24 protein-coding genes are annotated in these 21,167 nt (G+C 66.1%); 9 read left to right on the top strand and 15 right to left on the bottom strand.

Features of this window, described 5'->3' with window-relative positions:
• Positions 1 to 66: 66 nt before the first annotated feature.
• A complete protein-coding gene (locus AC6LJ2_RS03790; protein WP_498150821.1) occupies positions 67 to 423 on the top strand; it encodes a hypothetical protein in 357 nt (118 codons plus the stop codon).
• A 28-nt stretch (positions 424 to 451) separates the two neighbouring features.
• On the opposite strand, the gene AC6LJ2_RS03785 is transcribed toward AC6LJ2_RS03790, so the two are convergent.
• The 3 genes from AC6LJ2_RS03785 to AC6LJ2_RS03775 form a co-directional block, all read right to left on the bottom strand.
• The gene (locus tag AC6LJ2_RS03785) at positions 452 to 934 is read right to left on the bottom strand and encodes a DUF2269 family protein (protein ID WP_498150820.1); all 483 of its coding nucleotides are present in this window, start codon (positions 932 to 934) and stop codon (positions 452 to 454) included.
• Complete coding sequence (locus tag AC6LJ2_RS03780; RefSeq protein ID WP_498150850.1) at positions 931 to 2,199, bottom strand: SDR family oxidoreductase; 1,269 nt, start codon at positions 2,197 to 2,199, stop codon at positions 931 to 933. The genes AC6LJ2_RS03785 and AC6LJ2_RS03780 overlap by 4 nt, the downstream gene beginning before the upstream one ends.
• A gap of 152 nt (positions 2,200 to 2,351) precedes the next feature.
• The gene (locus AC6LJ2_RS03775; protein ID WP_263913317.1) at positions 2,352 to 2,882 is read right to left on the bottom strand and encodes a MarR family transcriptional regulator; all 531 of its coding nucleotides are present in this window, start codon (positions 2,880 to 2,882) and stop codon (positions 2,352 to 2,354) included.
• Positions 2,883 to 2,982: 100 nt separating this feature from the next.
• On the opposite strand from AC6LJ2_RS03775, the gene AC6LJ2_RS03770 reads away from it, so the two are divergent.
• Positions 2,983 to 3,450 carry a DUF6389 family protein gene (locus tag AC6LJ2_RS03770; RefSeq protein WP_263913316.1) on the top strand — a complete coding sequence of 156 codons (468 nt, stop codon included), beginning with the start codon at positions 2,983 to 2,985 and terminating at the stop codon, positions 3,448 to 3,450.
• 10 nt (positions 3,451 to 3,460) lie between these two features.
• Here AC6LJ2_RS03770 and AC6LJ2_RS03765 read toward each other — a convergent pair whose 3' ends face one another.
• The 6 genes from AC6LJ2_RS03765 to AC6LJ2_RS03740 form a co-directional block, all read right to left on the bottom strand.
• Positions 3,461 to 4,081: a glutathione S-transferase family protein gene (locus tag AC6LJ2_RS03765; RefSeq protein WP_263913315.1), complete on the bottom strand. Its 621-nt coding sequence runs from the start codon at positions 4,079 to 4,081 to the stop codon at positions 3,461 to 3,463.
• Positions 4,082 to 4,198: 117 nt separating this feature from the next.
• Positions 4,199 to 5,116, bottom strand: coding sequence for a LysR family transcriptional regulator (locus AC6LJ2_RS03760; protein ID WP_445659166.1), 918 nt, complete (start codon positions 5,114 to 5,116; stop codon positions 4,199 to 4,201).
• A gap of 184 nt (positions 5,117 to 5,300) precedes the next feature.
• Complete coding sequence (locus AC6LJ2_RS03755) at positions 5,301 to 6,320, bottom strand: histone deacetylase family protein (protein ID WP_263913314.1); 1,020 nt, start codon at positions 6,318 to 6,320, stop codon at positions 5,301 to 5,303.
• Positions 6,317 to 7,732 (bottom strand): MFS transporter, encoded by a 1,416-nt coding sequence (locus tag AC6LJ2_RS03750; protein WP_498150819.1) that lies wholly within the window; start codon positions 7,730 to 7,732, stop codon positions 6,317 to 6,319. The genes AC6LJ2_RS03755 and AC6LJ2_RS03750 overlap by 4 nt, the downstream gene beginning before the upstream one ends.
• Positions 7,733 to 8,017: 285 nt before the next feature.
• Positions 8,018 to 8,350, bottom strand: a complete 333-nt coding sequence (locus AC6LJ2_RS03745) for a hypothetical protein (protein WP_498150818.1) — start codon at positions 8,348 to 8,350, stop codon at positions 8,018 to 8,020.
• Between the two features lie 186 nt (positions 8,351 to 8,536).
• Positions 8,537 to 9,451, bottom strand: coding sequence for a glycerophosphodiester phosphodiesterase family protein (locus AC6LJ2_RS03740; RefSeq protein ID WP_498150849.1), 915 nt, complete (start codon positions 9,449 to 9,451; stop codon positions 8,537 to 8,539).
• A gap of 428 nt (positions 9,452 to 9,879) precedes the next feature.
• Between AC6LJ2_RS03740 and AC6LJ2_RS03735 the strand changes: the two genes are divergently transcribed.
• From AC6LJ2_RS03735 to AC6LJ2_RS03725, 3 genes are all read left to right on the top strand, one after another.
• Positions 9,880 to 10,077: a hypothetical protein gene (locus AC6LJ2_RS03735; protein WP_498150817.1), complete on the top strand. Its 198-nt coding sequence runs from the start codon at positions 9,880 to 9,882 to the stop codon at positions 10,075 to 10,077.
• Between the two features lie 143 nt (positions 10,078 to 10,220).
• Positions 10,221 to 10,691: a DUF4304 domain-containing protein gene (locus tag AC6LJ2_RS03730; protein WP_498150816.1), complete on the top strand. Its 471-nt coding sequence runs from the start codon at positions 10,221 to 10,223 to the stop codon at positions 10,689 to 10,691.
• 28 nt (positions 10,692 to 10,719) lie between these two features.
• Positions 10,720 to 11,175 (top strand): hypothetical protein, encoded by a 456-nt coding sequence (locus tag AC6LJ2_RS03725; RefSeq protein ID WP_498150815.1) that lies wholly within the window; start codon positions 10,720 to 10,722, stop codon positions 11,173 to 11,175.
• A 49-nt stretch (positions 11,176 to 11,224) separates the two neighbouring features.
• On the opposite strand, the gene AC6LJ2_RS03720 is transcribed toward AC6LJ2_RS03725, so the two are convergent.
• On the bottom strand, positions 11,225 to 12,151 hold the full coding sequence (locus AC6LJ2_RS03720; RefSeq protein ID WP_498150814.1) for a YncE family protein: 927 nt from the start codon (positions 12,149 to 12,151) through the stop codon (positions 11,225 to 11,227).
• 129 nt (positions 12,152 to 12,280) lie between these two features.
• Here AC6LJ2_RS03720 and AC6LJ2_RS03715 point away from each other — a divergent pair, with 129 nt between their 5' ends.
• A complete protein-coding gene (locus AC6LJ2_RS03715; RefSeq protein WP_498150813.1) occupies positions 12,281 to 12,913 on the top strand; it encodes a LysE family translocator in 633 nt (210 codons plus the stop codon).
• Between the two features lie 12 nt (positions 12,914 to 12,925).
• On the opposite strand, the gene AC6LJ2_RS03710 is transcribed toward AC6LJ2_RS03715, so the two are convergent.
• Entirely contained in the window at positions 12,926 to 13,303 is a 378-nt protein-coding gene (locus AC6LJ2_RS03710; protein WP_263914533.1) for a DUF1294 domain-containing protein, read from the bottom strand.
• 415 nt (positions 13,304 to 13,718) lie between these two features.
• On the opposite strand from AC6LJ2_RS03710, the gene AC6LJ2_RS03705 reads away from it, so the two are divergent.
• Positions 13,719 to 14,348, top strand: a complete 630-nt coding sequence (locus tag AC6LJ2_RS03705; protein WP_263914534.1) for a methyltransferase domain-containing protein — start codon at positions 13,719 to 13,721, stop codon at positions 14,346 to 14,348.
• On the opposite strand, the gene AC6LJ2_RS03700 is transcribed toward AC6LJ2_RS03705, so the two are convergent.
• The 4 genes from AC6LJ2_RS03700 to AC6LJ2_RS03685 form a co-directional block, all read right to left on the bottom strand.
• Positions 14,307 to 16,586 (bottom strand): FdhF/YdeP family oxidoreductase, encoded by a 2,280-nt coding sequence (locus AC6LJ2_RS03700; protein WP_498150812.1) that lies wholly within the window; start codon positions 16,584 to 16,586, stop codon positions 14,307 to 14,309. The two genes, AC6LJ2_RS03705 and AC6LJ2_RS03700, sit on opposite strands and share 42 nt — an antisense overlap.
• Positions 16,587 to 16,771: 185 nt before the next feature.
• A complete protein-coding gene (locus AC6LJ2_RS03695; protein WP_263914536.1) occupies positions 16,772 to 17,704 on the bottom strand; it encodes a LysR family transcriptional regulator in 933 nt (310 codons plus the stop codon).
• Between the two features lie 6 nt (positions 17,705 to 17,710).
• Positions 17,711 to 18,301, bottom strand: a complete 591-nt coding sequence (locus tag AC6LJ2_RS03690) for a hypothetical protein (RefSeq protein WP_498150811.1) — start codon at positions 18,299 to 18,301, stop codon at positions 17,711 to 17,713.
• 11 nt (positions 18,302 to 18,312) lie between these two features.
• Entirely contained in the window at positions 18,313 to 19,044 is a 732-nt protein-coding gene (locus tag AC6LJ2_RS03685) for a GntR family transcriptional regulator (protein ID WP_263914538.1), read from the bottom strand.
• A 219-nt stretch (positions 19,045 to 19,263) separates the two neighbouring features.
• Here AC6LJ2_RS03685 and AC6LJ2_RS03680 point away from each other — a divergent pair, with 219 nt between their 5' ends.
• The gene (locus AC6LJ2_RS03680; protein ID WP_263914539.1) at positions 19,264 to 20,130 is read left to right on the top strand and encodes a fumarylacetoacetate hydrolase family protein; all 867 of its coding nucleotides are present in this window, start codon (positions 19,264 to 19,266) and stop codon (positions 20,128 to 20,130) included.
• Positions 20,123 to 21,121, top strand: a complete 999-nt coding sequence (locus AC6LJ2_RS03675; RefSeq protein WP_498150810.1) for an ornithine cyclodeaminase family protein — start codon at positions 20,123 to 20,125, stop codon at positions 21,119 to 21,121. The genes AC6LJ2_RS03680 and AC6LJ2_RS03675 overlap by 8 nt, the downstream gene beginning before the upstream one ends.
• Positions 21,122 to 21,167 lie beyond the last annotated feature (46 nt).

The following is a 21,167-nucleotide window of genomic DNA, read 5'->3' as shown; positions in this document are numbered from 1 at the left end:
AATACGATAGTTGTTTGAGTCCGGCCGGGTAATAGGGGTTGTCCCGATGCCCGTAAAATCCCGGCCATGCTTCCTACTCAAGTCATCGTTGCGCTGCTGGTTTTGCAGCTTGCCCTGGTCGTGCCGCTGGTGGCCGTCGTCATCCAGCTGTTCCGCCTGATTCACTGGCAATTCCGGGCCGACCCGCAGACCCGCGGCGAACGCCCGCATTTCACCGGCCCGGTGCTGGCCATGCTGTTCAGCGCCCTGGCCGCCAGCGACTTCATCGGTTTCGAGCCGTTCAAGACCGTGTCCGAACTGAACCCGGTGCCGCTGGACGCGCGCGCCTATTTCACCGTGGCCATGCTGGCCCTGGCGGTGTGGTGCTGGGCGTATGCCGGCGCGATCCGCACGCGGATGCGCGCCATGGTGGGGTTTAAGTAGGCCGCTTCGTCCGTGCGCCGAGGGGCGCCTACGCCGCCCACAGTGCCGGCTTGACCACCATCAGGAAATACACCGCCACCATTGCCAGAAAGGCGGGGTAGCCCAGCATTTCCCACCACCGCGCAAAGCGCCAATAGCGCGCCGGCAAGGCGACCGCGCCGCCGGCATGCGCCTGGGCGGCCATCTTGGCCATTTCGTATTGCAGCCACACCACCGGCAGCCAGCACACACCCGCCAGCAGGTACAGCCCGATCGACAGGCTGACCCAGGGCGTGCTCCAGTGCCAGCCGGCGATGTGTGCCAGCCACAGGCCCGACAGCGGCTGGAAGATCACCGCCGGAGTCGTGAACCACAGGTCGGCGCGCACCACCAGTCTCGACACCGCCGCAATTGCCGGAATATTGCCTGTGCGGTTGGCGAAGAACAGGTAGAACGCCGTGCCGAAGCCCGTGCCCACCAGCAGCACCGACGACATAATGTGCAGGGTCTTGATCGTGAGATACGCATTCATGGCCGGGTTTCCTCGCTGAGCAGCATGATTAACAGGGCAAGCACGGCCGCGTTTTTCAGGACGGGGCCGAAGGGATGCAACAGGAATGCCGGCAACGCCACGGCAATCACCACGGAATAGACCAGCACCAGCCCGGCCTGCAGGGCCCAGAGCCGGCGGCCGGGCCGCCACAGCGTGGCGATGCCCAGCCCGAAATCCAGCGCCGCGGCGCCATACAGGGCCGCCAGGGCGGGCGTGCCGTGCAGGCCCACCGGCGCCAGCAGCGCCAGGCTGCCGCCCACGGGGTAGAGCAGGGCGCTGCACACGGCCGTCCACAGCCAGATCAGCGCCAGGGCGCCGCGCAGCAGGCCCGGGCGCCAGGCGGCCAGGGCCTGCTGGCGCATGGCGGGCGCGTCCACCGGGCGGATGAAGGTGTCGATGCCGGCCGGCAGGCGGCCCAGCGCCTGGGCGGTGGCGGCGACGTCGGCCGTGTTGCCGGCCCGTAGCATCCGCCAGGTGTCGCGCGTCAGCATCGAGCCGGGCACGCGGTCCAGCAACGCCGCGCTGGCGCCGATCAGCCAGCCGGGCACGGTGACCCGCCAGGCCGGCGCAAAGCCCATCGATGCCCGATAGGCGGCGAGCATGTCGCGGTACGTGACCTCGGTGCCGCCGACCAGGTCCAATACGGCCGAGGCGCCGTCCGTCGTGTGCATCGGCCCGCGCAGCCACCGCACGACGACCTCGGCCAGCTCGTCCACGTGTATCGGGCGCAGGCGCTGCTGGCCGCCGGCCGGCAGCCAGTGCAGCGGCGCCGACGCCAGCGCACGAAAGAACCGCGCCGATGCCCCGTGCGCGCCATAGACCAGCGCCGGCCGCAGGATGCAGTGCGCCACCGGCAGCGCTTGCAGATGCCCGTCGGCCGCGCGCTTGCTCTCGAAGTAGGGCGTGTCGCCCGTTGCCGCGCCCAGCGCCGACAACTGCACGATGCCCCGCACGCCCGCCTGGCAGGCAGCGTCGAACAGCGCGATGGGTGCGCGGCGGTGAATCCGGTCGAAGGTGGCGTCGCCGCGCTCGACCAGGATGCCGGCGGCGTTCACCACCACGTGGATGCCGCGCAGCCGGTCGGTCCAGGCGGCCGGGTCCGTGTCCGCCAGGTAATCGATGGCGATCTCGTCGGGCTGCACGGGATGGCGCACGCCTTTCAGGACCCGGTGGCCGTCTTGCAGCAGGGCCGCGCACAGGGCCCGGCCGACAAAGCCGTTGGCGCCGCAGACCAGGATGTTCATGCCGTTGCCCTCATCAGGTGGGTGCATCGATCGGTTCTTTTATTTCTGTTATTTCTGTATAGACAGAAATAAAGGTTTAAAAAAAGGGGGTGAAGGGCGGCGACGGGGTTGGCCTGACCCGGCCAGGCCAACCCCGCCCCGAGCCCGTCGCGTCAGCCCTTGCCGCGCCGCATCGTCTTGCTGAGCTTGGCGCCCATGCCCAGCGTCTTCATCAGGGTTTCCGGTTTCATGCGCAGCATTTCGTCCGACCAGGTGGTGAGGATTTCCATGAATTCCAGCGTTTCGCGCACGCGTTGTTCGGTCAGGCGGCTTTCGTTGGCCATCTCGGGGCTGGCCAGGCTATCGCGCAGCACGGTCAGGGTGGGATCGATCTCGCGCTGGCGGCGGCCTTCGACGATCAGCTTGAACAGTTCCCAGATGTCGGTGGACGTCTCGAAGTGGTCGCGGCGGTCGTCCATGACGTGCACCACCTTGGCCAGGCGCCAGGCCTGCAGCTCTTTCAGGCTGTTGCTGACGTTGGACCGCGCCACCCCCAGGGTGTCGGCGATTTCTTCCGCGGGCAGCGGCCGGCCCATCAGGTAGAGCAGGGCGTGGATCTGGGCCACGGTGCGGTTCACGCCCCAGCGCGAGCCCATTTCGCCCCAGTGCAGGATGAAGCGTTCGGCAATCGGAGTCAGTTTCATGGAGCCACTGTAGGGGGTTTCTGTTATTTCTGTCAAGACAGAAATAACAGAAACCCATTCATCCGGTACGCTTGCGGTTTTCGTCTCGCCTGCCTGTGCAATGACCCGACAAGACTACCAGGACACCCTGCGGCGCGTGCTCGACGCGCATACCGACACCGCACTGCGCACGCTGGCCGGCCTGTTTGCACGCCTGCCCGAGAAGGCGCGCGAAATCCAGTTCGGCATCTTTCCCGACCAGGATGGCGAGGGCACGTTTTCGGTGGTGATCGGGCTGGACGGCCCCGACCTGTACGTCTTGAACAAGGCAATTGACGGCTACCGCCACGTGTTCGACGTGGTGCATGGCGAAACCGGCGTCACGCCGCGCGTGCCGCTGTTCGGCGACGAACCGGACTTCTGCGTGCAGGACGCCATTGCCGATACCGCGGCGGACTGGATCGAAGCGCTATGGGAGCAGGGCGGCCGGGCCGTGTCGCCCCTGCCGGCCTGCATCTATGCCGACGAAGACTACGGCACGACCTTGCCCCGCGAGCTGCGGGCGGATGCCGCGCGGCCGGTGCGTTGACGCTTGCCTGTCAGCTGGCCTGCGCCAGCGCCCGCTGCACCGCCGGGCGGGCCGCCACGCGCGCCAGGTAGGCCGTCAGCTTGGGAAACGCCTTCAGGTCCACGCCGTCGCCTTCCAGCCAGCTGCCGATCGTGTACAGATAGGCATCGGCCACGCTGAAGCGTTCACCCGCGACCCACGGCCCGACGATCTGCGATTCCAGGTAGGCGGCGCAGGCCGTCATGGTTTGCGGCACCTTGGCGCGCATGGCTTCATGGGCGGCCGGGTCGTCGGCCCAGCGGGCGCCGCGGCGCTTGTGCGCATGGGCCACGTGGGCGGTCGACGCCAGGTAGCTGTTCAGTTCCTGCAATTGGGCGAACGCGAACGGGTCGTTCAGCGGCGCCAGCCCGGCCTCGGGAAAGCGCTGCGCCACGAAGGCCAGCAGCGCGGGGGTTTCCGTCAGCACGCCGTGTTCGGTTTTCAGCGCGGGCACGCGGCCCTTGGGGTTGATGGCCAGGTACTCGGCGCTTTGCTGCTGCCCGGCGGCAAAGTCCAGCTTCACGACGTCGAAGTCGGCGCCGGCTTCCTGCAAGGCGATGTGGGTAGCCAATGCGCAGGTACCCGGAGCGGTATAGAAGGTCCAACGAGACATGTGCGTCCTCAAGGGAAAGTGCGGGGGTCGAGAGCGCCATTATCGCCAGAATGGGCGCTTGCAGGCCGCTCTTGTGAACGGCGGCGATGACGCGCTGCGGCAATGGCCCAGGCCCCGTCAGCGTGCCCGCGCCGCCAGCGACGTGCGCGCCAGAAAGCGGTCGAACGCCGCCAGGAAGGCCGTTTCCACCGGGCTCAGCTTGCGCTGCTTGTGCCAGGTCAGGAACACGTCGATCTCGGCCACGCTGTCGTGCGGCGGCAGGCGCCGCAGTTCGCCGTTGACCACGTCCTGCGCAATCAGGTGTTCGGGCAGGAAGCTCAGGCCGATGCCGGCCACCACCATGCGGCGCACTTCTTCCAGGTGCGGCGAGGTGCCGACGATGCGCCCGGTAAAACCCTGCTGGTCCCGGAAAATGGTCAGCGGCGACAGCGTGTCGCCAAGCTGGTCGCTGGCGAAGCACACGAAATTCTGGTCCAGCAGGTCTTCGATGGCCACCCGCGGCCGCGTGAACAGCGGGTGCCGCCGGCCGCACACCACCGCGTACTGGTGACGCAGGAACAGCTTGCGTTCCAGCGTCTCGACCGGCTTGCGGCACAGACAGATGCCCAGCGCCGGCACGCGCTTGGCCAGCGCATCGAGAATATCGGCGCTGGGCTGCATTTCCATGTGGAATTCCACCTTGGGATAGCGCTGGTGAAAGTCCGCCAGGAAATCGTCGTAGGGCGTGCTCTGGATGCGGCTCATCACCAGCAGCCGCAAGGTGCCGGCCACCTCGGCCTGGTCCTGCACGGCCGCGTTCTCGATGCGCGCCATGGTGCCGTACATGTCGCGGGCGATGGCGTAGATTTCCTCGCCCAGGCTGGTCAGGCGGAATTCGCCGTTGCGCCGGTGCAGCAACAGCCCGCCCACCGCGTCTTCCAGCCGCTTGAGCGCCTGGCTGACCGCCGGCTGGCTCAGGTGCAGCGCCTGCGCCGCCCGGCCCACGCCGCGCGCCTGCACCACGAACATGAAGGTGCGCAGCAGGTTCCAGTCCATGCGCTCGGGCGCCAGCGGCAAGGCGTTGGCGGGGCGGACGGCGGGGCGGTCGGAAGTGGGGGCCATGACAAAAATGGATGCGGCATTCAAGGGAACGCGGGCAGGACGATGCATCGCCTGCCCGCCGTCGTGCCCCGGCGTGGGGCGGGGTTGGCGGGGCCCCGTCCGCCAGGCCGGCCCCGAATCAGGCGCCGGCCAGTCCCGCGAAGAATCGCGCGGCGTTCGATTCCAGGCCCTCGATATAGTAGCCGCCTTCCTGCACGATCAAGGTCGGCAGCTTCAGGCTGCCGACCTCGCGGCCCAGTCGCTCGAAGCCGTCTTCCGACACCGCCACCATCGCCTGCGGGTCCTTCTCGAAAATATCGAAACCCAGCGACAGCACCAGCACGTCCGGCTGGAACTTCTCGATGGCCGCGCGGGCCTGGGCCAGGCGGTCAAAGAACACCGACTCGGGCGAGCCGTGCGGCATCGGCAGGTTGACGTTGTAGCCGTAGCCTTCGCCCGCGCCGCGCTCGTCCTCGAAACCCGCCACCACCGGATAGAAATTCTCAGGGTCGCCGTGAATCGACACGTACAGCACGTCGCTGCGTTCGTAGAAGATGTCCTGGATGCCCTGGCCGTGGTGCATGTCGGTATCCAGGATCGCCACGCGGCCATATTTGCCGCGCAGGCGCTGGGCGGCAATCGCCGCGTTGTTCAGGTAGCAGAAGCCGCCCGCCGCATCGCGCCGGGCGTGGTGGCCGGGCGGACGGCAGATGGCGTAGGCATGGCGGTCGCCGGCTGCGATGCGGTCGGCGCCGGCAATGGCGCACTGCGCCGCCCAATAGGCCGAGCGCCAGGTGTTCGGCCCCACCGGGCAACTGCCGTCGGCCAGGTAGCGCGCCGCCTGCGCCAGCACGCCGCGCAGCGCGTTGGGCTCGCGCACGAAGACGTTGGACACGACCTCGTCGCCCCAGTCCTCGGGCAGTTTTTTCCAGTCGGCGTGGGCGTTCTGCAGGAACTGCAGGTAGGCCGGCGTGTGCACCGCGGCCAGCGGCTCGGTGCCGTGGTCGGCCGGGGCCTGCACGTCAAAGCCCAGGTGGCGGGCGGCCTGCGCCAGCGCGTCCAGGCGCGACGGCACTTCCTGCGGCGTGCGCATCTTGCCGCGCGAGAAGTAGGTCTGCGGATGATGCAGTTTCTGGTCGTCGTGGAAAAATGCCTTCATGCTTGTTGCCCCTTCAGTTGAAATTGAACGCGGCGCTGGCCATAAGCCCCCAGCAATAGCACGGATACCAGCGACAGCAGCGAAATCGCCGAGAACAGCAGCGCCAGCGGCCACCACTGGCCCTTGAAATTCTCGGCCAGCACCGTGCCCAGCATCGGCGTCAGGCCGCCGAAGATCGCGCCCGACAACTGATAGGCCATCGAAATCCCCGTATAGCGGATCGCCGTCGGAAAGCTGTCGCTGACAAAGCCCGCAATCACCGCATAGTAGGCGCCCATGAACAGCACCGCCACGCCGATGCCCAGCGTGATAGACGAGAGCGACCCCAGGTCCACCAGGTTGAACATCGCGTACGGCGTGAAGATCGACACCAGCGCGGTGAACGCCAGAAAGCGCAGGTTGCCCACGCGGCTGGCAATGTAGGCGGCCACCGGCGTGATGAAGAACTGCATGATCGACACCACCAGCAGGCAGTCCAGGATCACCGCGCGGTTCAGGCCCACGTACTGCGTCGTGTAGGCGATCATGAACGTGCTGGTGAAATAGAACCCCGCGATGCCCAGCACATTGGCGCCCACCGCCATCGCCAGCAGCTTGGGCGCGCCGGTCAGCACCTGCGCCAGCGGGGCGCGTTCGGGCTTGGCGTGTTGAGCCAGCTTTTGCTTTTCGGCTTGGGCCAGCTTTTGCTTTTCGGCCTGGGCCAGCTTCTGCTTTTCGGCCTGGGCCAGCTTCTGCTTTTCATCCCGGGCCTGCTTTTCTTCCAGGAAATCAGGCGACTCGTTCACGCTCAGGCGGATCACAAAGCCCACCGCCAGCAGCACGGCCGAGAACAGGAACGGCACGCGCCAGCCCCACGACAGGAAGGCCGCGTCGTCCAGCCCCGTCACCAGCTTGAACATCAGCATCGACAGGATCAGGCCGGCCGGGCTGCCCAGCTGCGCGAACGACGCGAAGAAGGTGCGCTTGTTCTGGTCCGGCGAATGCTCGCCCGCCATCAGCACCGCGCCGCCCCATTCACCGCCCACCGCCACGCCTTGCACGATGCGCAAGAGCACCAGCAGGATCGGCGCCCAGACGCCGATCGACGCGTAGGTCGGCAACAGGCCGATCAGCACGGTCACCGTGCCCATCATCAGCAAAGTGATCACCAGCGATTTCTTGCGCCCGATGCGGTCGCCGATATGCCCGAAGATCGCGCCGCCCAGCGGCCGCGCGAAAAAGCCCACCGCAAAGGTGCCGAACGCCGCCAGCGTGCCGTAAAAGCCCGTGGCCGACGGAAAGAACAGCTTGCCGAACACCAGCGCGGCGGCCGTGGCGTAAATGTAGAAGTCGTACCACTCGATCATCGTGCCGACGAAAGCGGCCGTGGACGCGCGCACCGGCTGGTGGCCCGTCTTGGAATTTCCCCTCATGTTTATCTCTCTGAAATGGGTTGAGGATGCTGCGTCAGTCGTTATACGCGCGGCCTCGCCATAAGAAAAATTCTGAATTCTTATTCGCGAAATTCAGCGAATTTATGAGTGGAAACCCTAGGATTGGGCTCAGATGCCGTGAAATGCGTCGCCAGGGCAGGCTGGCGGCCCGCCAGCCTGAGCGTGGCTTGCTGCAGGATCTGGTCTGCCGCCAGGGGCGGTGCCGCCTGGGTTCTGCCACGGCCCGGTAGCGGCCGCTTTTCATGAGAATGGCCGCGCAGTGCGCTAGTCGCGCCAGGGCTGGTCCTTGCCGTACACCGTCTTGAAATGCGCCAGCACGTCGGGCGATTGCACATCCTCCTCGGTCAGCGTGACGCCGGTTTCGGCTCGTACCTCATGAATCACGCTGACGATGCAGCCAGGGATCAGCTGTCCGTCGAGAGAGGGCGCTTTGTAGTAAAGCTCGGCAAAGCAATAGAGGGGATACCAGCGCGCCACGGCGGCCTGGTCGGCCGTCAGAAGCGGATGCCCATTGCTCATGGCCTTGAGCAGGCTGTAGCCACTGAGCAGCAGCACGGCCCCACCCATCAGACCCCATGTCCAGAGAAGCTTAGACACAACCTTGTTTCCCGATTGATCTGCGTTGAATATTCAAAGTTGTGCGGCGGCTCGCCGAGCGTGCTCGACGTGGATGCCGTCCGCCAGCTTCGTATCGACGATCGATACGCAACGCGAGATTCTAGGGGTGGCGACGTCGGCAAAGCGTAGGAAATTTCAGATCATCGGGGGACGTGCGCCAAGTCGCTATTTGGGCTGCCGGGCGAGCAGATTCGCCCGTATCGTCGCCATCGCGGCGGGCGAATCCGCCAGCACGGCATCCACCCCCAGGCATGCCGCGGCCTGGTAATCGGCGGCATTGTTCACGGCAATCGCCACGATCCGCACCTGTGGCGATCGCTGGCGAAAGCACGCCACTGACTCGGGCGACCACAGCGTCGCGTCGATCTCCGACCGGCCTTCACCCAGCGTGAACTTCTCGGTCACCGTCACCTTGCGATGCAATTCGAACGCCGTCCAGGTCGATGCCGCCGGCGGCTCGATGCAGCCGGCGCCCAGGCCCACTTGCAGCAGACGCAAACGCGTCGCGTCGCGCGATTCGAACAGGCGGGCTTGCGGATAGGTGGAAAAACTCTGCTGGTAATCGGCTTCCGTCGAATAGATCACCACGCGCGGCCAGGCTTGTTCCTCGGTCAGCACGCGAGCCACGGCCTGCGTTTGCGGGGCGGCGGGCAGGGCCTTCATGTCCAGGATGACCGGCATCCCGGGCGGAATGGCGCGCAAGGCCTCGCGCAGGGTTGGAATGCCTGTCGGGTAGTTGCGGTAGGGGTAGTTGTTGGTGTCGCTGCTGCTGCTGCTGCTGCTGCTGCTGCTGCTGCTGCTGCTGCTGTCGTTGCCCTTGTCTTTGTTGCCCGTACCCGGCCGCTGGAACGTCCACCCGGCATTGACCCGCGCCAGTTCGGCCGCCGTATGGCTGGCGACGAGGCCGCGCGCGTCGGTCAACGCCGACAGGTCGGCCGGTCGGTACAGCACCGGAACCCCATCGCGGCTCAATTGCACCGTCAGCCACAAGGCGTCAGCGCGGTGCTCGATGGCCAGCCGGATCGCTTCCAGCGTGTTCTCCGGCGCATCGGCCGTGCCACCCCGGTGCGCGATGACCATTGGCAGGGACGCGGCGGGGCGGGCTGGGGGAGTCGATGCGCAGGCAGTCAGGAGGGCGGCGCAAAGGGCAAGCAGGCTGGCGCGCAGGGGGGCTTGGGGCACGGGGACTCCGAGGGGACGAGGGCATTCCGACAGGCGTGGCGGGGAGGCTGGCCGTTACCTGGGCAGCCCAAAACGCGAAACGTGCGAGGCATTTTAGGCGCGGTGCGTAAACGGCGGCCAAGGGCTTCGCACAATCGGAATTTTCCGACGTTTTGCGGGGTGTGATTCGTCTAGAGTTTTGGGTTGCCGTCTGGCTTTCCAGGGAGCTGTGTGACGAGATATCAGCCGAAGCTTCCCGTCCCCATGGACGTTGGCCGATATGACGTACAGCATGAGCGGCCTTGTAACTGCTTCATCAAACAAATCGACAGCAACAAGGGTACTAAATGATCAATCTCAAGCCGTCAGTGTTGATTGTCTCCATGATTGCCGCCGCAGTTGTCGGCGGCGTCGCTTCCTGCATCGTTCTCAATGTGCTTTCCTCAAATCCAAAGACGGCCGCTTGCGAACCGGCAGCAGGTCAAGGGAAAAACACGCAGCGCCACGGTGATTTGGTCAACACGGGTCGAGACAAAGGGTATTGAGCTACGAAATGACGCGGGCAACATCAGTTTTTGTTGTCGGATGCTGCTTGCGTAGCTCGCCGATGCGAATGAAAACGTAGTGTGGTTCTCTAGCTGGCGGATAGTTATTTTCTACGCGATCTCTCAAACAAGTTTCCAATGAAATGAAAAACAATAAATTTCTCACGTCAAAGATGTTTGGGGCAGCTGCCATGAGCGTGGGATTCTGCGGCACCAGGGTGACTCGTTCAATCGAATACGACGATTACTGGCTTTTGATAAACCATCAGAAATCGCAGTACAGCAAGTTCTTCTATATCAATGTTTGTATGGTTTACAAAGGATTGATCTTCCCAGGCTTTACAGAGCAAGACGCGTGGAATTTGTATAAGAAGGATGCTGGCTGGTTTCCCCATGTGGCGTTTCGGTTAGAAAACTGCCCAGGAGTTCCGACCTCTCTCATGGAAGATATCGATCGAAGCGTTGAGTGCCAAGATGAGCAACGTTTGAAGGAAATCCTTGTGAGTGGTTTGCGAATGCTCTTGAACTTTATGGAGGATCACCACAGTAGAGAGTCCATACGTCGCCTTTCGAATGAGAAAAAACTCTCGGCCATAGTTTGCAAAGAAGTGTGAGGGCTGGGATGCTCCCGAAGAAAATAACGTGCCCGACTACGCTTTCCCCATTTCAAACTTGAAGCTCCCAGCACAGATACGCCACGCGCTGTTCTGCCTGCTTTTGCTCTGCGTTCCGCTATCAGCGCTCGCCGAAGGCTCTGTGCGCTTCAAGGAAGACATTCTTCCTTTGTTTGCTCGCCAACCAATGCTTGAACGCTTTGTCTTGGCAACATTCGACATCCCGGGGTCGGCAGAGGGCGTCAGGGTCTCGCAGGACGCAATGCCTGCGCTGGCGGGCACCAGAATCAGACCGTATTCGATGCCGGTCTTGTGGAAGGGTCAGGGCAATGCTGTAGCTGTGATGTTGACGATCCACACCACGCAGCGGTTCTATGACGTGAACGGCCAGCTTCTGGCCGGTGATCTCAGGAAGGCCGTGAAGATCGTCGAGGCGGTGGATGCCATCGAGTTGTCCGCCATACCGGAAACGCAGCAGAAATAGCGCGTCTATCCAGGCGCTTTCGAGCCGACCTGAGCCGCCTCTACGCGCATCACCCACCGACGGGCCCGAACGCCAGCCGTTCAACCACCGCCCCGGTATGAAAGTCCACAATCTCCCCCCCATGCGTCAATAGCCGATCACCAAACCAATCCGACGCCAGCCGGGCCGGCGGCCCGCGGTGGCGCAGGATGGCGTTGGCGACCGCGCCGGTGCGGGCGTCGATGACCAGGTCTTCGCCCCAGTTGCTGCGGGGCGTCTCTGACAGGGGCAGGCACAGGTAGGTGCCGTCTTCATTGAAGTAGATGTTGCCGGCGCGGACTTCGCCGTATTCGCCGATATCGCGCGACCAGCGCACTGCGCCGTCGCGGTCGCAGCACAGCAGGCGGTTGTTGGCGGCCGTGGCGAACAATGCGGTGCCGTCTCGGGCGAAACGCACCCGCGCCACTTTTTCGCCCAACGGGAGCCTGACCTTTTGAATGTCGCCGCTGCGGCAGTCGACGGCCAGCACCGAGTCTTTCGCGCGTTCGTCCGGGGCCCACAGGCGGCCATCCAAGGGGTCGACGTCGCCGAAGCGGGCGTCGAGATCGCGCGCGATGGGGTCGCTGCTTTCCCCGGCGTCCAAGTCGATCACTACGGGGCGGCGCTTGCCATTGAAGGCGCTGACCAGGGCAAAACGGCCCGAGGGGTCGAATCGCGACCAGAACGACAGGAACTTGTCGGTCTGGTGTGCCACGGCGCCTTGGGTCACGAAGGTCAGGCGGGTGCGGCTGGCATTGCGCACGGTCACCCAGTCGGCCGAGGCCAGGGCCAGCCTGTTGCCGTCGCGGGACACATCATTGACGACATCCCCAGCCTGCGCGCCGGGCACGGCCGACAGCTGGCCGCTGGCGGGGTCGTATCTGACCAGCCCGGGCTGGGCCAGAAAGCGATCGGTCTGGTCGAAAAACACCGTATGGCGGCGCACATCTACGTACATCCAGGACTCCGGCAAAGGGGCAGGGCAGCACTATATAGGCTGCCGCGCCTGTCCGCTGGCGCCCGGGTATCATTGCGCGATGGTGCGGGCCCGTCGGTGGGATCGCCCGATTTTTGACCGGAGACTCCCATGTTCCCCCTTGAAGTCCTGTTGCCCTATCTGCTCGCCTGCTGGATCGTGGTGGTGTCGCCCGGCCCCGACAACATCCTGGCGCTCAGCCGCGGCCTGAGCCAGGGCAAGGTGGCGGCCGCGGTGTCGTCGCTGGGCGCGGCCGCGGGCATCATGGTGCATACGGTGGCGGCCACGTTTGGGCTGTCGTTGCTGATGCAGACGTCCGAAGCGCTGTTCTGGGGCATCAAGCTGGTGGGCGCGGCCTACCTGATCTACCTGGGCATCAAGGCCTTGCGCGCCAAGGACCTGATCACCTTGCGCACGTCGCAGCACCTGCCGCTGCGCAAGGTGCTGAGCGTGGGTTTTCTGTCGAATGTGCTCAATCCCAAGCCGGGGTTGTTCGTGCTGGCGTTCCTGCCGCAGTTCGTGGATGCCGGGCGGGGCTCGGTGCAGGCGCAGATGCTGGTCTACGGCGCCATCTTTGCGGTGCTGACGTTCGTGACGTTTACCCTGGTGGGCGCCTTTGCGGCCCGCTTGTCGGGGTGGCTGGTGTCGCGGCCGGCGGTGGCGGCGCGGTTGAACACGACGGCGGGGCTGACGCTGGTCGGGGCAGGGGTGCTGGTGCTGTCGTTGAAGTCGGGCAAGCAATGACGGCCGGGTTCGTTACCCCATCCACGGGGCCGTCAAGGGCTGCCACAGCGCGCGCCCCATCGGGGACCATGCCAACGCGAACGTGGCCAGGTTCAACACGACCGTGATCCAGTAGACGATCCGAAACGGCCGTTTCACCGATTTATGCCGCAGCCAGCGCTGGGCAAGCAACGCGCCGGGCCAGCCGCCCGCCAGCGACAAGCCATGCAGGGTGCGTTCGGGAATTCGCCACAGGCCGGCGCGAGCCAGGGCCTTGTCGCGGGCGTAGATGCCGAAGGTGATGAGGCTCAGCACCATGTAGGCAACGCCCACCCACAGCGGCACGGCCCATGAATGGACAGCCAGGCCATAGGCAGCGGCGCAAGCCAACAGGAAGATCGGGCCTTTCATGGGCGGGGCGCCTTGTCACGGCGGCTCGTCGCGACCACGAGGGCGTGGGGGGGACTGGATGGGTTCATTGCATGCGTTCCGTCGCTGCGTTGGAGGGGGGTGACCGCTTGGCGCGCCCAGGGGGCCGACGCAGGCCGGCCGCCTGCACCGCGCCTACCAGCACCGCGCCCGGCGCAAGTCACCGAGTGTAGAGAATTCTGAACAAGCGCATCACGGGGGCCGGCGCCGCGGGCGGCCTCGCCATGGGCGGCGGCGCCTGCCCGCCGGGCCTCGGGGGCTGGGCGCCGTCACCGATGGAGATATTTGCGACCGTGGCGTTAATGTTTTCTTAAATCGGCGGCCCGTAGACTCTGGGCAGACGCCGCCCGGCCGCCCCGTCGGGCGGTGGCGTTTGGCTACGACATGGAACCCTGCAATGACGACACACGCCCGGTATTCGGACTATCTGCACTTCTTCGCGGCCTGGCTGGGGAACCCGCTGAAGGTCGCGGCCATTGCGCCGTCGGGCGCGGCGCTGGCCGACCTGATCACCCGTGAAGTCCGGCCGCGCGGCGGGCCGGTGCTGGAGCTGGGTCCGGGCACCGGCGCGTTCACGCGGGCCTTGCTGCAGCGGGGCGTGGATGAGGCCAGCCTGGTGCTGGTCGAGCCGGACGCCCGCTTTGCCGATCTGCTGCAGCGGCGCTATCCGCGTGCCAGCATCCACCGGATCGATGCGGCGCACCTGGCGCGGGCGGGGCTGGCGGGCGGCGAAGCCGAAGCCGTGGTCAGCGGCTTGCCCTTGCTGGCGATGCCGCCGCGGCAGGTCATGGCCATTCTGGCGGGTGCGTTTGGCCAGCTGGCGCCGCAGGGCTGTTTCTATCAGTTCACCTATGGCGTGCGCTGCCCGGTGCCGCGCGTGATCCTGGACCGGCTGGGCTTGAAGGCGACCCGCATGGGTCGCACGCTGTTCAATCTGCCGCCGGCGACGGTGTACCGGTTTTCACGCCGGCCGCCGGCGCGCGGCTCAGCCGTCCAACCCGGCCCGTCGTACCCGCACCGGCACTGACTTGTAGGACGGCGTGCCGCTGTCCTGGTCGATGTAGTCCAGCGGCACCAGGACGTTGGCTTCGGGGTAATAGGCCGCCACGGTGCCGCGCGCGATGCTGTATTCGATGGCGGTGAGGTTCCTGAGCGTCAGCTGGCGGCCCTCGGTGGCGGTGTCGATGTCGACCCGATCGCCATGTTCCAGGCCCAGTGCCGCCAGGTCGTCGGGGTTCATGAACAGCACGTCGCGCCGGCCGAACACGCCGCGGTAGCGGTCGTCCAGGCCGTAGATGGTGGTGTTGTACTGGTCGTGGCTGCGGATCGTGACCAGGGTCAGGACATCGTCTTCCCACGCGGTGTTGCTTTCGCGGATGCCGGGAAAGACCGAGAACATGGCCTTGCCCGACGGCGTCGGCCAGCGCCGCTCGGTGGGCGGCAGCGGCATGCGAAAGCCGCCCGGCACGCGGATGCGGGCGTTGTAGTCGTCAAAGCCCGGGATGGTGCGTTCGATCAGCGCGCGGATACGGTCGTAGTCGTCCACCAGGCCCAGCCAGTCGACCTTGCTGCCGGGCAGCACGGCGCGGGCCATGCCGGCGACGATGGCCGGTTCGGACCGCAGGTGCACCGAGGCCGGCTTCAAGCCGCCGGCGGACGCGTGCACCATCGACATGGAGTCTTCCACGGTGATCGATTGCGGGCCGCTGGCCTGCACGTCCAGTTCGGTGCGGCCCAGCACGGGCAGGATGAAGGTTTCCTGGCCCACCAGCAGGTGCGACCGGTTCAGCTTGGTGCCCAGGTGCACGGAAAGGCGCAGCTGCTTCATGGCCGCGAAGCAGCGTTCGGGGTCGGGCATGGCCATGGCGAAGTTGCCGCCCAGGCAGATCAAGGCTTGGACCTGGCCGGCGATCATGGCCTGCATGGCCTGCACCGAATCGTGGCCGTGGGCGCGCGGCGGCGAGAAGCCGAACACGTCTTCCAGGTTGCGCAGAAAGCGCTCGGAGGGCTTTTCGGTGATGCCGACGGTGCGGTTGCCCTGCACGTTGGAATGGCCGCGCAGCGGGCAGATGCCGGCGCCGCGCTTGCCGATATTGCCGCGCAACAGCAGCAGGTCGGCGATCAGCCGCACGTTGGCGGTGCCCTTGTTGTGCTGGGTGATGCCCATGCCGTAGGTGACGATGGCGGCGGTGGATCGCGAATAGGCGTCGGCCACCTGTTCCAGGCTGGCGCGAGGCAGGCCGCTGTGTTTTTCGATGTCGTCCCACGAGGTCGCTTGCAGGTCGGCGACCAGCGCGTCCAGGCCCTGCGTGTGCTGGGCGATGAAGTCGTGGTCCAGCGCGTCGCCGCGCTCGGCGTCCAGCGCCAGCAGCGCCTTCATGATGCCCTTGAGCGCCGCGGCGTCGCCGCCGGCCTTGACCTGGTAGTAGGTCGAGGCGATGTCGGTGGACCCGTAGGTTGCCATCTCGACGATGCTCTGCGGGTCGGCGAAGCGTTCCAGGGCGCGTTCGCGCAAGGGGTTGAAGACGATGATCGGCACGCCGCGGCGCGCGGCTTCGTGCAGGGTGCCCATCATGCGCGGGTGGTTGGTGCCCGGGTTGTGGCCGATCGAGATGATGAAATCGGTGTGGTCGAAGTCGTCCAGCGACACGGTGCCCTTGCCGATGCCGATGGACCGCGGCAGGCCGACGCTGGTGGCCTCGTGGCACATGTTCGAGCAATCGGGAAAGTTGTTGGTGCCGAATTCGCGGGCGAACAGCTGGAACAGGTAGGCCGCCTCGTTCGAGGCCCGGCCCGATGTGTAGAACTCGGCCTGGTCGGGCGTTTCCAGTTCGCGCATGACCTGGCCGATGCGGGTGAAGGCGTCGTCCCAGGACACCTCGCGGAAGGTGTCGCTGGCGGCGTCGTAGGCCATGGGGTGGGTCAGGCGGCCGAAGTTTTCCAGCTCGTGGTCCGACAGCGCCAAGAGCGACGTGACCGTGCGCTGGGCGAAGAATTCGGGCGTGACGCGCTTGCTGGTGGCTTCCCAGGTGACGGCCTTGGCGCCGTTCTCACAGAACTGGAAGGTGGATTTGTGCTCTTTGTCGGGCCAGGCGCAGCCGGGGCAGTCAAAGCCGGTGGGCTGGTTGGTGCGCAGCAGCAGCACGGGGGCCTGCACCACTTCCATCTGCTGGCGCACGGCCTGGGCGGTGGCCTTCAGCGCGCCCCAGCCGCCGGCCGGGCCGTTGTAGGGGCGGATGCCGGGGACTTCTCGTTGCTTGCTCATCGTGACTCTCCTGCGGGCGACGGGCCGCGGCCCGTGACGGCAAGACGGTGCCGTCCACGCCCAAGGTCGATAGCCTGCCTTGCGGCGGTGCAGCAGGCCAATCGTTTGACTGAATTTCGTGATAACCAGGGGTTATCACGGGGGGGTAACGCAGTGAATTGTGCGGGTTGAGCCGGTATCGCGATTCAGCGGCTATCGCGATTTGCGGCGGCATCCCGGTTCAGCGGCTCGTTCAGCGCGGCTTCCAGGTCCATCCCCGTGGCGATCTGCCAGGCCGCCTCGGACAAGGCCGGTTGCGGCTCGCGTCGCAAGCGGATCAGGCAGACGTCCTGGGTGATTTCCGGGGTGATGGGATGCACCCGCAGGTCGGCGCCTTCATGGCGGGTGGGCAGGGCGCTCAGCGGCAGGATGCTGAAGGCGCGGCCGCTCTGGCATTCGGCCAGCAGCATGCGCATGTCGTTGGTTTCCAGCACCACGTCGGGCTGGGCGCCCGCCGATTTGAATTGTTCGTCCAGCGTCTGGCGGTTCTGCATGTCGCGGCTGAGCAGGCACAGCGGCAGCTCGGCCACTTCGGCCCAGCCCATCTGGCGCGGCAGCGAGGCCTGGGCGTCGGCCACCAGCACATAGCGTTCGGAGAACAGCGGCAGCACGTCGTAGTCGGCGCCGGCCACGGACCGGTCATACAGGATGCCCAGCTGAATGTCCTGCGATTTCAGGCGCTTGAGGATTTCGGGGGTGCTCAGCGCGGCCACTTCCATCGAGAGCTGCGGCAGGATCTCGCGATACTGCGCGCTGAGCAACGAGGCCGCATGGCCGGCGGTGGGAATGACGCCGAGGGCCAGGTGGCCCTTGGGCACGCTGCGGATCAACCCGGCTTCCTGGCGCAGGCCTTCCAGCGACGTCAGCATCTGCCGCACCCACTGGATCACGCGTTCGCCTTCGGGGGTGATGCCCTGGAAGCTGCGATTGCGCCGCACGATGGTGATGCCCAATTCCCGTTCCAGCTCGCGGATGCCGTTGGACAGGGCCGGTTGCGACACGTGGCAGGCTTCGGCCGCGCGGCCGAAATGCCGGTGCTTGTCCAGGGCGATCAGGTAGTTGAGCTGGCGGATGAACATGGCGGCCTACTTGTCGCGGTCTGAACTCAGGTTGTCCAGCAGGTCGTCCAGTGAGTTGAATTCGACGGTTTCCACGCCATCGCGCTCGTCGATTGAAATATCGTCCAGCGCCAGGTCTTCGTCCAACTGCGCACGCACCCAGTAATCGGGAAACTGCTGCGGCGCCACGAATGACAGTAGCACCGCATCGGCAAAAACGGCCACCGACTGCAGGCGCAGGTCGTCGCGCAGGTCCGTGGGCTCTTGGACCTCGTCGTCTCCCACCGCGTCTTCGACCTCCCGCGCAATGTCGTCGATCAGCTGCGCCCAGTGATCCGCCGGCATCGCCAGCAAGCGCCGCGTGTTGGCGATGAGGGCGTCGACATCCGTCTGCGGGTTGTCGGCCAGTTCCGGGTCAACGTTGACATGGATGTCAGCCCCTGCCGCCTCAAACCGCACGCGGCCGAACACAAAGCCGTCGTCGGCCTGCACGTCCTGGAGAAGCTGGCTCGCCGCGAGGGCGTCACGAAGATCGGCAAGCTGTGTCATGGGGCCATCCTTGCGTTGAAGAAAGTGGCCATCATAAGCGGCGGCTTGCGAGGCCACCAGCGTGCCCACGTATCGCTTCCCTACGCCGCGTTGTCCGCCAGCAAGGGCCGCGCCGCTGACGCGCCGCGCAGCGACTGCAGCAGCACGCGCTTGTTCTCGCGGCTGCGGTAGGCGTGTTCGCGCATCAGGTTTTCGGCGCGCACGGCTTCTCGCCGGGTGATGGCGCGCAGCAGGTCTTCGTGGTCCGCCTGCGCTCGCAGCACAAAGGGCGTTTCCAGCAGGGAAGGGGTGGACGGCAGCGTCAACGCGGCCGGGCCGGCCAGCGGGGTCTTGTTGTTGTGTTCCAGCGCGGACAGCAGGGCGCGGTTGCCGGCGGCCTCGCACAGGATTTCGTGAAAGCGCCGGTTGATCTGGCCCCAGGCGCGCGCGTCGACGGTGGTGTTGGGGTCGCGCCGGGCGGGCGCCAGCAGCGTGCGGCCTTCTTCGACGGCTTCGGACAACTGGGCCAGCACCGTCTCGGACGCGCCGCGTTCGGCCAGCAGCCGGGCCGCCATGCCTTCCAGCACGCCCCGCACATCCACGGCGTCGCCGATTTCTTCGACCGTGAACGCCCGCACCCGGAAGCCCCGGGACGGCAGCCGTTCCAGCAGGCCTTCCTTTTCCAGTTCCGTCAGCGCGATGCGCAGCGGCGTGCGCGACACGCCCAGGCGGGCGGAAAACTGCAATTCGACCACGCGTTCTCCGGGCTGCAAGGCACCCGAAAGCACCATGTCCCGAAGTTCGGAAATCACTTTGTCGATCTGTGCGGCCATAGCGGAGCGTCAGCTGAAGATTGTCTGAAAGGGGGGCTCCAGTGTACCCAGAAAATTGCATGCAATCGCGCAGAGAATTTGGATTTCTGTCTTGCGATTAATCAAAATTGCATGCAATAATCCAGAAAAACAGCGTTCAAGACGCAAATAATTGCCTGAATGCATGCAAAGAAAACTCAATTGCATGCCGTCGGGCACTGCAAAAGCCCAGGAGACAAGATGAAGCTGATCAGCTTCCTGCACGCAGGCCGCCCAGGCTGGGGCGTGTTGCGCGGTACCGAGGTGGTGGTGCTGACCCCCGTATGGCCAGATGTCATCGCCGCGCTGGCGGCCGGCCCCGACCAGATCGCGCAGGCCGCCCAGGCGCCGGGCCTGTCCTGTATTGCGTTGGCGCACCTGCAATGGCTGCCGCCCGTGCCCGCGCCCCGCAAGATTCTGTGCGTGGGGCTGAACTACGGCCGCCATGTGCGCGAGGCCGGACGCGAACTGCCCGCGCACCCGTCGCTGTTTCCGCGCTTCGCGGACAGCGTGGTCGGGCACGGAGAAGCCGTGTGGAAGCCGCGCGCGTCCGACAAGTTCGACTACGAAGGCGAACTGGTGGTGGTGATTGGCCGGGGCGGGCGCCATATCGCCGCGGCGGATGCGCTGTCGCACGTGGCCGGCTACACCTGCATGGCCGAAAACTCGGTACGCGATTTCCAGAAGCACAACGCCCAGGTAACGCCGGGCAAGAACTTCGAGCGCAGCGGGGCGATCGGCCCCTGGCTGGTGACCGCCGACGAGATCGGCGACCCCGCGCGCCTGCAGGTCATCTCGCGGCTGAACGGCGAAGTCATGCAGCACGGCGACGTGTCGGACCTGATTTTTCCCATTCCCGAGCTGATCGCCTACATCAGCGCCTTCACCCCGCTATCGACGGGCGACCTGATCGCCACGGGCACGCCGGAAGGCGTGGGCGCCAGCCGCCAGCCGCCGCGCTTTCTGGCGGCCGGCGATCGGCTGGAAGTGGAGATTCCCGGGATCGGCACCTTGAGCAACCTCGTGGCGGACGAACCCGCCGCGCAACCAGGAGACGCGCATGGCTGATGCGCTGCGGTACCTGACGGAGCGCGATGTCGTGTCCGTCCTGGATATTCCCCGGGCCATCGACGCCTTGCACGACATGCTGATCGCGCAGGGCAGGGAACAGGCGCGCAATCTGCCCAAGACGCTGGCCACCTGGGGCGACGGCAGCTCAATGCATGCATTGGGCTCGGTGCAGACGGGCGAAGGCGGCTACGCCGGTTTCAAGACCTGGGTGCACACGAAGGCAGGCGGCGGATCGCTCTTCAGCCTGTTCGACGCCGGCTCGGGCGCGCTGCGCGCCATCATCGAGGCACGCGCCCTGGGCATGCTGCGCACGGCGGCGATCAGCGGCGTGGCCACCCGGGCGCTGGCGCCGGCGGATGCCACCCGCGCCGCGCTGATCGGCACCGGTCCGCAGGCCGTCACCCAGCTGGCCGCGCTGGCGGCGGTGCGACCGCTGCGCCAGGTCCGCGTCTACAGCCCCACGCCCGAGAAGCGGCGCGCCTTCGTGGCCAGCGTGGCGGGCAAGTATGCATTCGACATCCAGGCGGTGGACACGCTGGAAGCCGCCTTGGCGGGCGCCGAGATCGTCACGCTGATCACGCGCGCCGTCGAACCCTTCGTGGACGCCGCCTTGCTGGCCGATTGCCGGCACCTGAATGCCGTGGGTGCGATTCTGCCCGCCAAGGCCGAGTTCGCGCAGGACGTCTTTGCGCGGGCGGACTGCGTTGTCGTGGACGACCTGGAAAACGCCCGCCGCGGGTCGCGTGAACTGCGCGAACGGTTTGGCGCCGACGGCAGCCCCTGGCAGGGCGTGCAGGCGCTGGGCGATTGGCTGGCGGCCGGACAGGCACGGCCGGACGGCGCCCGCCTGACGATCTTCAAGGGCATGGGCATGGGGCTGTCCGACCTGGCGATGGCCCGGGTGGTCTACGAGCATGCGCGCGAGCACGACCTGGGCCTGGCCCTGCCGCCCCAGACGCGCGAGAACCTGCTGCTGGCGCAGCCCTGATCCGGATTCCATCAACCAAGACAGCCGGCGCGACAGCCCGGCGGCT

Source organism: Achromobacter sp. 1014246743 (assembly GCF_059760725.1).
Note: the sequence above shows the minus strand (reverse complement) of the source record. Positions and strands in the feature narration are given on the sequence as shown.

Coding starts and splice junctions, on each gene's coding strand:
- AC6LJ2_RS03790 (WP_498150821.1), top strand. CDS start 67: ATGCTTCCTACTCAAGTCATCGTTGCGCTGCTGGTTTTGCAGCTTGCC.
- AC6LJ2_RS03785 (WP_498150820.1), bottom strand. CDS start 934: ATGAATGCGTATCTCACGATCAAGACCCTGCACATTATGTCGTCGGTG.
- AC6LJ2_RS03780 (WP_498150850.1), bottom strand. CDS start 2,199: ATGAACATCCTGGTCTGCGGCGCCAACGGCTTTGTCGGCCGGGCCCTG.
- AC6LJ2_RS03775 (WP_263913317.1), bottom strand. CDS start 2,882: ATGAAACTGACTCCGATTGCCGAACGCTTCATCCTGCACTGGGGCGAA.
- AC6LJ2_RS03770 (WP_263913316.1), top strand. CDS start 2,983: ATGACCCGACAAGACTACCAGGACACCCTGCGGCGCGTGCTCGACGCG.
- AC6LJ2_RS03765 (WP_263913315.1), bottom strand. CDS start 4,081: ATGTCTCGTTGGACCTTCTATACCGCTCCGGGTACCTGCGCATTGGCT.
- AC6LJ2_RS03760 (WP_445659166.1), bottom strand. CDS start 5,116: ATGGACTGGAACCTGCTGCGCACCTTCATGTTCGTGGTGCAGGCGCGC.
- AC6LJ2_RS03755 (WP_263913314.1), bottom strand. CDS start 6,320: ATGAAGGCATTTTTCCACGACGACCAGAAACTGCATCATCCGCAGACC.
- AC6LJ2_RS03750 (WP_498150819.1), bottom strand. CDS start 7,732: ATGAGGGGAAATTCCAAGACGGGCCACCAGCCGGTGCGCGCGTCCACG.
- AC6LJ2_RS03740 (WP_498150849.1), bottom strand. CDS start 9,451: ATGGTCATCGCGCACCGGGGTGGCACGGCCGATGCGCCGGAGAACACG.
- AC6LJ2_RS03735 (WP_498150817.1), top strand. CDS start 9,880: ATGATCAATCTCAAGCCGTCAGTGTTGATTGTCTCCATGATTGCCGCC.
- AC6LJ2_RS03730 (WP_498150816.1), top strand. CDS start 10,221: ATGAAAAACAATAAATTTCTCACGTCAAAGATGTTTGGGGCAGCTGCC.
- AC6LJ2_RS03720 (WP_498150814.1), bottom strand. CDS start 12,151: ATGTACGTAGATGTGCGCCGCCATACGGTGTTTTTCGACCAGACCGAT.
- AC6LJ2_RS03715 (WP_498150813.1), top strand. CDS start 12,281: ATGTTCCCCCTTGAAGTCCTGTTGCCCTATCTGCTCGCCTGCTGGATC.
- AC6LJ2_RS03710 (WP_263914533.1), bottom strand. CDS start 13,303: ATGAAAGGCCCGATCTTCCTGTTGGCTTGCGCCGCTGCCTATGGCCTG.
- AC6LJ2_RS03705 (WP_263914534.1), top strand. CDS start 13,719: ATGACGACACACGCCCGGTATTCGGACTATCTGCACTTCTTCGCGGCC.
- AC6LJ2_RS03700 (WP_498150812.1), bottom strand. CDS start 16,586: ATGAGCAAGCAACGAGAAGTCCCCGGCATCCGCCCCTACAACGGCCCG.
- AC6LJ2_RS03695 (WP_263914536.1), bottom strand. CDS start 17,704: ATGTTCATCCGCCAGCTCAACTACCTGATCGCCCTGGACAAGCACCGG.
- AC6LJ2_RS03685 (WP_263914538.1), bottom strand. CDS start 19,044: ATGGCCGCACAGATCGACAAAGTGATTTCCGAACTTCGGGACATGGTG.
- AC6LJ2_RS03680 (WP_263914539.1), top strand. CDS start 19,264: ATGAAGCTGATCAGCTTCCTGCACGCAGGCCGCCCAGGCTGGGGCGTG.
- AC6LJ2_RS03675 (WP_498150810.1), top strand. CDS start 20,123: ATGGCTGATGCGCTGCGGTACCTGACGGAGCGCGATGTCGTGTCCGTC.